The sequence below is a fragment of the Bacillus sp. 166amftsu genome, from assembly GCF_900107445.1.
GTDB lineage: Bacteria > Bacillota > Bacilli > Bacillales > Bacillaceae_G > Bacillus_A > Bacillus_A arachidis.
Window position 1 is genome coordinate 258,559 of record NZ_FNQA01000001.1, and the last position, 12,544, is coordinate 271,102.

10 protein-coding genes are annotated in these 12,544 nt (G+C 36.8%); 3 read left to right on the plus strand and 7 right to left on the minus strand.

All coding sequences use genetic code 11. The annotated features are described in order from the left end of the window. The 7 genes from priA to BLV40_RS01435 form a co-directional block, all read right to left on the minus strand. A complete protein-coding gene (gene priA / locus BLV40_RS01405; protein WP_090687127.1) occupies window positions 1-2,406 on the minus strand; it encodes a primosomal protein N' in 2,406 nt (801 codons plus the stop codon). Further along, complete coding sequence (gene coaBC / locus BLV40_RS01410) at window positions 2,403-3,608, minus strand: bifunctional phosphopantothenoylcysteine decarboxylase/phosphopantothenate--cysteine ligase CoaBC (RefSeq protein ID WP_090687129.1); 1,206 nt, start codon at window positions 3,606-3,608, stop codon at window positions 2,403-2,405. The genes priA and coaBC overlap by 4 nt, the downstream gene beginning before the upstream one ends. 199 nt (window positions 3,609-3,807) lie before the next feature. Continuing rightward, the gene (gene rpoZ / locus BLV40_RS01415) at window positions 3,808-4,020 is read right to left on the minus strand and encodes a DNA-directed RNA polymerase subunit omega (protein WP_026590283.1); all 213 of its coding nucleotides are present in this window, start codon (window positions 4,018-4,020) and stop codon (window positions 3,808-3,810) included. Window position 4,021: 1 nt separating this feature from the next. Continuing rightward, the gene (gmk, locus tag BLV40_RS01420) at window positions 4,022-4,639 is read right to left on the minus strand and encodes a guanylate kinase (protein WP_026590282.1); all 618 of its coding nucleotides are present in this window, start codon (window positions 4,637-4,639) and stop codon (window positions 4,022-4,024) included. Between the two features lie 13 nt (window positions 4,640-4,652). Continuing rightward, window positions 4,653-4,916 carry an extracellular matrix/biofilm regulator RemA gene (locus BLV40_RS01425; RefSeq protein ID WP_001251459.1) on the minus strand — a complete coding sequence of 88 codons (264 nt, stop codon included), beginning with the start codon at window positions 4,914-4,916 and terminating at the stop codon, window positions 4,653-4,655. Between the two features lie 67 nt (window positions 4,917-4,983). Then, window positions 4,984-5,859, minus strand: coding sequence for a YicC/YloC family endoribonuclease (locus BLV40_RS01430; protein WP_090687131.1), 876 nt, complete (start codon window positions 5,857-5,859; stop codon window positions 4,984-4,986). A 99-nt stretch (window positions 5,860-5,958) separates the two neighbouring features. After that, window positions 5,959-8,679, minus strand: coding sequence for a calcium-translocating P-type ATPase, SERCA-type (locus tag BLV40_RS01435; RefSeq protein ID WP_026590280.1), 2,721 nt, complete (start codon window positions 8,677-8,679; stop codon window positions 5,959-5,961). Window positions 8,680-8,783: 104 nt separating this feature from the next. Here BLV40_RS01435 and BLV40_RS01440 point away from each other — a divergent pair, with 104 nt between their 5' ends. The 3 genes from BLV40_RS01440 (at window position 8,784) to BLV40_RS01450 (ending at window position 12,512) form a co-directional block, all read left to right on the plus strand. Then, window positions 8,784-10,493, plus strand: coding sequence for an Rqc2 family fibronectin-binding protein (locus BLV40_RS01440; protein ID WP_090687133.1), 1,710 nt, complete (start codon window positions 8,784-8,786; stop codon window positions 10,491-10,493). 293 nt (window positions 10,494-10,786) lie between these two features. Continuing rightward, on the plus strand, window positions 10,787-11,854 hold the full coding sequence (locus BLV40_RS01445; RefSeq protein WP_090687135.1) for a M24 family metallopeptidase: 1,068 nt from the start codon (window positions 10,787-10,789) through the stop codon (window positions 11,852-11,854). Between the two features lie 133 nt (window positions 11,855-11,987). Next, a complete protein-coding gene (locus BLV40_RS01450) occupies window positions 11,988-12,512 on the plus strand; it encodes a DinB family protein (RefSeq protein WP_026590277.1) in 525 nt (174 codons plus the stop codon). Window positions 12,513-12,544 lie beyond the last annotated feature (32 nt).

A 12,544-nucleotide genomic window follows, 5' to 3' on the forward strand; every position in this document is an offset into this window, starting at 1 on the left:
CTACATTAACATTGTTGGATTAAAGTCGATTGAGATCTGCAAATCTTTTTGCATTTCTGCCTGATAATGTTCATTTACCATTTTAAGCACGTACTTTAAGTTTGGTTCCCGCTTGTATTTTATCATGCATTGGTATCGATATCTATCTTTTATCCTTGGAATTGCTGAAGCAACCGGTCCTAACACCATTGTTTGCTGTGAGCAATGCGTTCGTAAATAACCGACAATTTTTTCCGTTACTTGAACTGCTTTTAATAACTCTGGATGTGAAACGGTTACAAGTGCGACATAGTAATACGGCGGGTATTGCCTCATTTTTCTCATTTGCATTTCTTGTTCAAAAAATACATCGTACTGCTGATTCTTTGCCAGTTCTACGCTATAATGTTCTGGCGTATATGTTTGAATCACTACTTCTCCTGGTAATTCATGTCGACCTGCACGTCCACTCACCTGTGTCAATAACTGATACGTCTTCTCGCTTGCACGAAAATCCGGTAAATGCAGCATCGTATCAGCTGTTAAAACACCAACAAGCGTAACCATTGGAAAATCAAGCCCTTTAGCTATCATCTGTGTTCCAAGTAAGATATCAGCTTTCTCTTCACCAAAGGCTTTTAATAACTTTTCATGCATTCCTTTGCGACTCGTTGTATCAACATCCATACGAATAACCCTTGCCTCTGGAAATAGCTTTGTAATTTCTTCTTCTACCTTTTGTGTTCCTGTCCCAAAGAAACGAATATACGAACTGTTACAAGCAGGACAAGCAGTTGGCATACTTTCCTCATAACTACAATAGTGACATTTTAAACGATGATTCATTTTATGATAGGTGAGTGATATATCACAGTGTGGACATTGCACGACATAACCACAATCACGACACATGACAAACGTTGAATGGCCTCTTCGATTTAAAAAAAGAACCATTTGTTCTTTCTTTTCTAACCGGTCCGCTATCTTCTCATAAAGTAACTTGGAAAACATCGATCGATTTCCATCACGCAGTTCCTCACGCATGTCAACAATTTCTACTGTTGGCAACGCCTGTTCATTCATACGCTTTTGCATAGTTAGTAGCTCATAAACACCTTTTTTCGCTCTAGCAAACGATTCCAGTGTCGGTGTTGCACTGCCGAGCACAATTGGACAATTATGATATTGTCCTCGCCAAATCGCAACATCCCTAGCATGATATCTCGGATTATCTTCTTGTTTATAACTTGATTCATGTTCTTCATCAATAATAATAATTCCTAAGTTTTCAAATGGAGCAAAAATAGCAGAGCGTGCTCCAACAACAACCTTTACTTCTTTTCTTAAAATTTTTCGCCATTCATCATATTTTTCCCCAACAGAAAGAGCACTATGAAGAACTGCAACTTGCGAGCCAAATCGTCCTTTAAAACGATCCACCATTTGTGGTGTTAATGCAATTTCAGGAACGAGTACAATGGCTTCCTTACCTTTTTTTAATACCGCAGCAATGGATTGCAAATACACTTCTGTTTTACCGCTTCCTGTAACACCATATAGTAAAAACGGATTATATGTTCCATCCTCAATAGATGACAAAATAGGCGTAATCACTTGGTTTTGTTCATCTGTGAGCGGAAATGGCTTTGTCTGTTCAAAAGCTTCGTCGTCATATGGGTTACGGTATACTTCAACATACTTTTCTAAAAGCAATCCTTTTTTTACAAGCGACTTCACAGGTGCATCTGTTATTTGCAGCTCTTCCGTTAATGTTTTTAATGACACACTGTGATAATTTTCTACAAAATAATAAAGTACATCCTGTTGCTTTTTACTTTTCAGCTCAAATGCAGCTGCCTCTAATTGTTCCTGTGGCAATTCTGGTTGAACCACTCTTTGTTTCTTCTTTTGCACTTTATCCTTTACTTTATAGATGACTTCAATCGTTCCATTTACTATCTCTTTTTGAACTGTGCGATACATATGTGGGTGCGCGGCAACTTCTTCCCAATCTATCGCTTCTTTCCCTTGAAATAAATTACAAATTTCCGGCGCTACTTCTTCTGGTTTATGGAGCTGTAGTCGCTTTTTATAAGTTGCTTTTATTGCAGTTGGAAGCATAACTTGAAAAGCTGAAATCATATAACATAGCGTTTCATCTGTTAGCCAAAATCCAATTTTTAATAACTCTTCATTTAAAACTGGGGTAACATCTAGTATTTCATACAACGCTTTTAACTTCTTACTTTCCACATCAACTGAATCTTTTATTTCAATAATAAAACCTTGTAATTTCCTTGGACCAAACGGAACGACTACACGCATACCTGTTTGTACAATATCTTCCCATTTCTTAGGGATTATATAATCAAACGGGCGATCTGTTTGCCGTGCCGGTACATCAACAATTACACTTGCAAATTTCATACACGATCCTCTTCTAACATCGCTTCAATTTGCATTAAAATTTCATGTGCAACTTCTTTCTTTGTTAAAAGAGGCAATCGAATAATTTCTCCATCTTTTCTATACATTGTTACAATATTCGTATCCGTACCAAATCCTGCGCCTTGCGCTTTCACATCATTTGCTACAATCATATTCGCATTTTTTTCACGTAACTTTTTCGTTGCATATTCTTCTATATTTGTCGTTTCAGCAGCAAAACCGATAAGAAGTTGATGCTCCTTTTTCTCCCCGAGAGTTTTCAAAATATCAATTGTTCTTTCTAACTCAATAACTGCATCGCCACTTTTCTTTTTCATCTTCTGATCATGCACAAATTTTGGGCGATAATCTGCTACTGCTGCTGTTTTAATAACGACATCCATAGATCCATAATGTTGCATGACAGCTTCTAACATATCTTGTGCAGATTCTACTTGCACAGTTGTTACATTTACAGGTGGTGTGATTGCAGTTGGACCTGAAACAAGTATTACATCCGCTCCTAAGTGAGCAGCAACTTCCGCTAGCGCATACCCCATTTTCCCTGAAGAAAAATTCGTCATAAAACGTACTGGATCAATCTTCTCACGAGTTGGACCAGCAGTTACTAAAATTTTCTTTCCTTTTAATGGTTTATGTTCTGAAAAAGCTTCTTGTAACCGATTAATAATTGTTTCCGGTTCCTCTAATCGACCTTTCGCAACATACCCGCATGCTAAAAAACCTTCTCCAGGCTCAATAAATGTATATCCCAATGCTTTTAACGTCATCATATTCTTTTGAACAATTTTATTTTCATACATATGCACATTCATAGCAGGTGCAATCCAGACTGGAGCTGTAGTAGCTAACAATGTTGTTGTAATCATATCATCAGCAATACCATTTGCTAGTTTTCCGATACAATTTGCTGTTGCTGGAGCAACAAGCACAATGTCTGCCCAATCTGCTAAATCAATATGAGCGATAACTGCTGAATCTTTTTCATCAAATGTATCCGTATATACATCATGGCGAGAAAGCGCTTGAAATGTAAGAGGTGTAACAAATTTCATCGCCGATTCACTCATCATTACTTTTACAAGTGCCCCTGCTTGTGTTAATTTACTCGTTAACGCAGCTGCCTTAAAAACAGCGATGCCCCCTGTCACACATAGAAGTATCTTTTTCTCTTTTAGCATATGACTCGTCCTCTTTCTTTTTCAAACTTATTCTGCTGGAATGTATTCATTCCAGTTCGTCAGTGCCAGTATTTCATTAAACAAAAAACTATGTCTTTTTAGCTCTATCGTAAAAAAATAACAACCTACTTGTAAATAGGTTGTTACCGTTACATAGAAAAGTATAAATTCTATGTTTTCATTTGTCGAAGAGAATGCCTTAATCAGATACTTTCTCTTCGCTTGGTACATAATTTAATGCTTCTGCATCGATTTCTTCCAACGCTTTTCCTACACATTTATGAGAAACAGGTTTTTCAATTGCACAGTTGTTAGCTATTTGCATTTCACGAGCGCGTTTTGCAGCTACCGTTACTAATGTATATTTAGAGTCGATTTTTTTTAGTAATGAATCAATTGATGGATTTAACATATTATATACCCTCCGTCATTTCTTTATAATATTTCGCTACTCTTTCTCGGCGGCAATGTTCACCAACCACAATAGCTTTAATGCGATCACAAGCAAGTTCTACTTTATCATTTTCTACTACATAGTCATAAGCGTCCATCATCTCGATTTCTTCTTTTGCTACAGTTAAACGATTTTCAATAACATCCTCAGTCTCTGTACCACGACCCACGATGCGATTCTTAAGCTCTGATAAGCTTGGAGGAGCTAAGAAAATAAATACACCTTCAGGGAAAGCTTTCTTTACTTGAATTGCTCCTTGTACTTCAATTTCTAAGAACACATCTTTTCCTTCTTGCAATGTCTTTTCAACATAATCGATTGGTGTTCCATAGTAATTCCCAACGAACTCTGCCCACTCAAGTAGCTTTTCGTTACGAATCATTTCTTCAAACTCTTCTCTCTCTTTAAAGAAATAATCCACACCATCTACTTCACCTTCACGTGGCTTACGTGTCGTTACTGAAATAGAGTATTGGAATTTTGTATCTTCATGGCTGAACAATTCTTTTCGAACTGTCCCTTTCCCAACGCCAGAAGGTCCTGAAAGAACGATGAGCAACCCTCTTCTACTTCTCATAAATATGTAAAACCTACCCTTCCTCACTTAAATCTTCTTTATTATTTAAACGATGTGCAATCGTCTCTGGTTGAATTGGACTTAATACAATATGTCCATCATCCATAACAATAACCGCCCTTGTTTTTCTCCCATACGTAGCATCTAATAACACGTTATGTTCACGCGCTTCCTGCACTGTTCGTTTAATAGGAGCTGACTCCGGACTTACAATTGCAATAATTCGATGAGCAGATACGATATTTCCATATCCAATATTTAAAAACCGCATGGCCATAGTTTGCGCCTCCTAGTAAGTCTATCCGATTTCCCCACCACGTATAACTTTATATATTTTTTGACAGCTACTCAATATTTTGTACCTGTTCACGAATTTTTTCAAGATTATTTTTCATTTCTACAACATATTTTGAAATTGTTAAGTCGTTTGCCTTAGAACCAATTGTATTAATTTCACGATGCATCTCCTGTACGATAAAGTCCATTTTTCTTCCAACAGGCTCTGCAATCTCAAGCGCTTCTTGAAATTGATCCAAGTGACTTTGCAAACGAACTAATTCTTCATGAATATCACACCGCTCTGCAAACATCGCTACTTCTGTCAGCAGTCGTTGTTCATCTAAATCCTGATTATGTAATTCCTTTAAGCGATTTTCTAATCGCTCACGATATTTTCGAATCACAATCGGTGCGTGCGGAATAATCGCATTTACACAATTATGAATCTCTTGTAGACGATATACTATATCTTTATGTAAGCGTTCTCCTTCGCCATCTCTCATTGTTTTTAACATACTAGCAGCTTGGCGAACAGCTTCATATAAACTTTGTTCAAATTGTTCATTTTCATTTTCCATTTCCTCAATTGCCGTTACTTCTGGCATCTCCATGAGTTGTTGAAGCGTAATGGAATCTTGTAATTGAAATTTTGTTTTCACGTCTTCCATAATGGATTTGTACTGCTCAAGAAGTGGCCAATTCACACTCAGCTTTCTTTCCACAAGCCCTTCACCCGTAATGCTAACAGACACTTCAATACGTCCGCGGCGAACTTGTTCTGCAATTAACTTACGAATTTTGTCCTCAAAAACCATCATTTGTTTCGGAAGTCGAATGTTCATCTCTAAAAACCGATGATTCACTGACTTCATTTCTACTGTAATTTGAAAAGTTTCGTTTTCTACCTTCGACCTTCCAAAACCTGTCATACTAGAAATCATTTTTATCACATCCACGCCATGAAATAACTCAATGAAAAAGGTAATAGAGATGCAACTCTACTACCTTTCGTAAATTATATCACATTTTCATATCATTGACTATTTCAAGTTTAGCCCTTTCTTATACAACACACGCTTCTTCTTCTCCTTTTTCCCTGTCAATAAAGAGCCCACTAATAAAAATGTTGGAATAGACGATAGACCAACAATTAATAACCAATCTCTCGCTTGAACTGGCATCGTACTAAAAATCGGTTGCAATGGTGGATAATAAATAACCACAAGCATTAATAACACCGAGATAATAACTGCTCCAACCAAATACACGTTTCCAAAAGGATTACGATGGAATATAGAATGTTCACTTCGGCAATCAAATACATGAATAAGCTGCGCTAAAACTAATGTAGCAAAAGCTACTGTTTGTGCATATTTCAATTCATTTGGATGTTGATTAAACGCAATAATAAATGCGAGCAAGGTTACAATACCAATTAAAAAGCCACGGCTCACAATTTTCCAAGCCAATCCTCTCGCAAAAACCCCTTCTTTCGGATGACGTGGATTTCTTCGCATTACATCTCCCTCAGCTTTATCTAACCCTAATGCCATTGCAGGTAAACCATCTGTTACTAAATTGACCCATAAAATTTGAATTGGAACCATCGGAAGTGGCAGTGCGAGCATCATCGCAAATAACATAACCAAAATTTCTCCAACATTTGATGCCAATAAATAACGAATGAATTTTCGAATATTTTCATATATATTTCTTCCCTCTTTAATTGCCGATTTAATCGTGGCAAAGTTATCATCTAACAATACAAGAGAAGACGCTTCTTTTGCTACATCCGTTCCTGTAATCCCCATCGCTATCCCAATATCAGCTGTTTTTATTGCTGGAGCATCATTTACTCCATCACCTGTCATTGCAACAATATGATCTTTATTTTGAAGAGCTTTGACAATTTTCAACTTATGTTCCGGTGATACACGCGCAAATACATAAGTATCTTCCACAATATTCTCTAGTTCATCTACAGACATATTTGCTAATTCTACTCCTTCTATAACACGACCGTTCGGCGGTAAAATCCCTAACTGCTCCGCAATTGCCATCGCTGTTACTTTATGATCACCTGTAATCATTACCGTTTTAATACCAGCCTCTTTACACTCTTTTACAGCCTGTTTTACTTCTGGTCTTGGTGGGTCTATCATTCCTTGTATCCCGACAAGCATAAAGTCTTTTTCTACTTCTCTTTCATGTTCAATTGAATCCGTAACTTTTAACGGCTTAAAAGCCACTGCAATTGTTCTAAGCGCTTGACTTCCAAGACTATGAATAGCCGCCTGTACTTCTTTACGATACAATTCACTTAAAGGTTGCTGTTTATTTCCCCACAAAATGGTTTGACTCATTTGTAAAAGAACATCCGGTGCTCCTTTTGTGACTACAAATTTTTTACCATCACGATCGCGGACAATCACACTCATCATTTTACGTGTGGAATCAAATGGGAACTCATGAATAATTTCAAATTTCTCTTTTAAAGCTTCACGTGATACTCCCGCTTTCATCGCTGCTGCAACGAGTGCTCCTTCTGTCGGATCTCCATCTAAAACATACGTTTTTTTCTTTTTTACAATACTCGCGTTATTACATAGACACCCGAATGTTAATAATTGATATAACGACCTTGTCGATGTTGGATTAATCTTCTGCTCATCTTTCATAAACGATCCAGTAGGTTCATAGCCTTGCCCTGTTACATACCATGTTTCGCCACCTGACCACATATGTGTTACCATCATTTTATTTTGTGTCATCGTTCCTGTTTTGTCCGAACAAATAACAGAAGCACATCCTAAAGTTTCTACCGCTGGTAATTTTCGAACAATCGCTCTCTTTTTAATCATACGCTGTACACCGAGTGACAATGCGACCGTAACAATTGCTGGTAATCCTTCTGGAATTGCCGCAACAGCAAGTGACACACCCGCCAAGAACATATGGTACACTTCATTTCCTTGATACACTCCAGCTAATACAACAAGCGTCGTTAAGATAAGGGCAACAACGATTAGAATCTTTCCAAGTTGTTCTAACCTTCTTTGCAGCGGTGTTTCCATTTGCTCTGCATTTTGTAACATATTTGCAATCTGTCCCATTGCAGTATTCATCCCTGTCCCTACTACTACGCCTATTCCTGATCCTCTCGTTATCATCGTCCCCATAAAAGCCATATTTCTTTGATCACCAATCGCAACATTTTCACCTTGTAATGCTTCTACCTTCTTTTGAACAGGTACAGATTCACCTGTTAAAGCTGATTCTTCAATATATAAACTAGATGCTTCAATAAGACGAATGTCTGCTCCAATACGATCCCCGCTAGAAAATTTAATGACATCACCAAGAACAAGAGCTTTTGATGGCGCCTTTATCCATTTTCCATTTCGTAAAACTGTTACTTGTGGGGCGGCTAGTTCCTTTAAAGCTTCGAGTGATTTTTCTGCTTTTCGTTCCTGAAAAAAACCAAGGATCCCATTAATAATCACAATTGCCACAATCGCAATTGCATCAATATACTCTCCTAAAAACGCTGAAATAATTGTTGCACCAAATAAAACAAGCACCATAAAATCTTTAAATTGTGATAAAAATACAACGAGTGCAGAAGGCCGCTTTGCTTCTTGCAATTCATTTGGACCTAGTTTCTTTAAGCGTCCTTCCGCTTCTTGCTCTGACAGCCCTACCTTCACATTTGTATTCGTTCGTTCTTCCACTTCATGCGCACGCATTTCATACCAATTCATCTCGCTATCGACCTCCTGATTGCAGACATGCTCTAATGAAAGCTTATTCAGCCCCGTCCAAAAAAATGCTATAATTAACATTTAGTTAGAAAGGAGTGTTCATAATGGCATTCGATGGATTATTTACAAGAGCGATTACACATGAAATTGCTAATTCTCTTCAAACAGGAAGAATTTCAAAAATATATCAGCCCTCAAAATATGAGATTTTGTTACATATTCGAGCGAACGGAAAAAATCAAAAACTGCTTCTTTCCGCACACCCTACATACACACGTATGCATCTTACAAGTCAAGGTTATGATTCACCTGCATTACCACCAATGTTTTGTATGCTTCTTCGCAAACATTTAGAAGGTGGATTTATTGAGAAAATTGAACAAGTCGATTTAGAACGAATCATTCAAATTACCGTTCGAAGCCGTAACGAAATTGGTGACGAATCGTTAAAAACATTAGTGATTGAAATAATGGGTCGTCACAGTAATATTATTTTAGTGGACGCAAAAACGAATATCATTTTAGATAGCTTAAAGCACGTTTCTTTAGCAGTAAATAGGCATCGTACTGTATATGCTGGCGCAGAATATGTTGCACCACCAGCGCAGCATAAAATCAATCCATTGCAGATTGAAACACAAGATGAATTTATTAGACCACTAGACTTTTTGGCTGGAAATATGGATAAACAACTCGTCGGAACCTTTATGGGGATTTCGCCACTATTCGCAAAAGAAGTTGTAAGAAAAGCCGGTATGATAAATGAAAACGCATTATCAGAAGCATTTTTCACATTACAAAAACCGCTGCAAGCACACCAATATGAGCCAACAATGATAACGGCAAATGGAAAAGAGTTCTTTTATCTATTCCCGCTCACACATTTAAAAGGTGACGCTAAAAAATTCTTATCTGTAAGTGAATTATTAGATCGATTCTTCTTTGGAAAAGCAGAACGCGACCGTGTAAAACAACAAGCACATGATTTAGAACGATTTATGTACAATGAAAAAACAAAGAATGAAAAGAAATTAGTTAAATTAAAGAAAACATTACAAGACGCGGGAAAAGCAGATAAATATCAATTATTCGGTGAGCTTCTTACTGCTAACATGTATGCATTAAAAAAAGGAGATAAAGAAATTGAAGCCGTTAACTACTACGACGAGAATGGTGGAACAGTAAAAATCACGTTAGATCCATTAAAAACACCATCCGAAAATGCACAACGTTATTTCCAAAAGTATCAAAAAGCGAAAAATTCTGTTGCAATTGTAGAAGAACAAATCGAAAAAACGAATGAAGAAATCCTTTACTTTGATAGCTTACTTCAACAAATGGAAGCTGCTTCTTCAAAAGATATTGAAGAAATCCGCGAAGAATTAGCTGAAGAAGGCTACATGCGTAACCGCAAATTAAAAAACGCAAAGAAAAAACCGACAAAACCAATATTAGATAAATATATCGCTAGCGATGGAACAGAAATTTTTGTCGGTAAAAATAACAAGCAAAATGACTATTTAACAACGAAGTTTGCACGCCGTGATGAAATTTGGTTACATACAAAAGATATTCCTGGTTCTCACGTTGTCATTCGTTCATTAGAACCGACCGAGGAAACTTTGCTAGAAGCTGCCAAACTTGCTGCTTATTACAGTAAAGCAAAAGATTCTAGTTCTGTTCCTGTAGATTTCACAAAAATTCGCCATGTTAAAAAACCAAGCGGTGCCAAACTAGGATTTGTTACATATGATAATCAACAAACATTGTATGTAACACCTGATGCTGATACCGTGATGAAATTAAAGGCCTAAGATTATAGGAAACAAAAACGCAATGAATATGGGTGATCATTGCGTTTTTTCTTATAAAATTATATTTCCTGTCTTTCACAAAGACGTTCCCCCCTTATCCCCCTCTATCAAACCAATATATAATGATAAAAAAAATTGACACTTTATATGTTTCGTGTAAAAAAATATAGACACAAACAAGAGTTATATTCCTAAACTTTTAGACACTTTATGTAGTAATTATTTCTTATACAAAGAAAATTACATTGGCACAATTATTGCTTTATATAAGGAAGTGAAAGGGAGGAATCAAAATGACTTCAAGAATAAAGAAAATACAAGAACAGCTAGATCGATATGGAATAGATGGATTACTCATTACGAAAAAGGAAAATCGCCAGTATGCAACTGGATTTACAGGTAGCGCTGGTACCGTATTACTATCTGCAACTGAAGCTGTATTCATTACAGATTTCCGCTATGTCGATCAAGCAAAGACACAGGTACAAGAATCTGAAATCATTATGCATAAAGGAAACATGGAACAAGAGATCGCAAATCATATAACTAGATTAAACATCCAAAGACTAGGAATTGAAGAAAATAATATGACCTTACAGCAGTATAGTTCGTTAAAAAAATATACAAACATCGAACTTGTACAAGTAAGTGAACTAGTAGAAACAATCCGTGCCATTAAGGAAGAATCTGAAATCGAAACAATCAAAATTGCAGCACGTATCGCTGATGAAGCATTTCAACATATAACAGGATTTCTAAAACCCGGTGTATCTGAATTTGATGTCCGAGATGAATTAGAGTTTTTTATGCGAAAACAAGGGGCTTCTTCCTCATCATTTAACATTATCGTAGCTTCTGGAGTCCGTTCTTCTCTTCCTCACGGCGTTGCCACAAATAAGATGATTGAAAACGGAGATATGGTTACATTAGATTTTGGTGCACTTTACAATGGGTATTGCTCTGATTTAACACGTACTATCGCGATTGGAAGTTACTCCAAAGAATTTGAAAAGATATATGGTATTGTATTAGAAGCATTAAAACGAGGAACCGAAGCAATCCGGCCTGGCGAATCAGCAAAAACAATTGATGATGTAACAAGAAATTACATTACAGATCACGGTTACGGTGAATACTTTGGTCATTCTACTGGCCATGGCGTTGGATTAGAACTTCATGAACCACTTCGATTATCAAAAGAAAGTAAATCAACTTTACAGGAAGGAATGGTTGTGACTGTTGAACCAGGTATTTATATCCCTAGCTGGGGTGGCTGTAGAATTGAAGATGATATTGTCATTACAAAAGATGGACATGAAGTAATTACAAAGGCGAATAGAGACCTTATTGTTATAGGCTAATAAGAAACTCTCCTCTATGTAATGATTCTTTCATTTATCATAGGGGCGTTTTTTTCTTATTATTCTAACAGGAATTCCTGCCTACATAGAGAAATCTTTCTATAAAGATGTCATTTACTAGGAGGAATTTTGATTGAATTTCGTAATTGATAAGATCGATGGATTAAACACAGAGTTTTCAAAACTTGTTTCTATGATGAATTATGCTCGTTACACAACAATGCAAGATGTACAAGATTTAACAATTGAAGAACTCGATTATTTGTACGATGATACGGCAAACTCTGTTGGTATGCTTTTGTATCATATGGCTGCAGTTGAGTTTTATTATCAAATTCATACCTTTGAAGACCGCGAGCCGACAGACGAGGAATTAGAACGTTGGTTGCCAGGAGTTGAATTGGGCGACCTTGGACGCCAAAACATTAAAAATCACCCAATAGAATACTATATAAATACTTTGCAAGAGGTTCGTGCTAAAACGATAGCAACGTTCCAATCCCTTCCGGATGAGTGGCTCTATAAGACGACACCGTTTTGGCATGACAAACCTGCAAATAACTACTTTAAATGGTTCCATGTCTTTGAAGACGAAATCAGCCATCGTGGGCAAATTCGATTGATTAAAAAGATGCATAAAACTCATGTTGTAAAATAATAAAAAGTGCTATCTCTTAACGAGGTAGCACT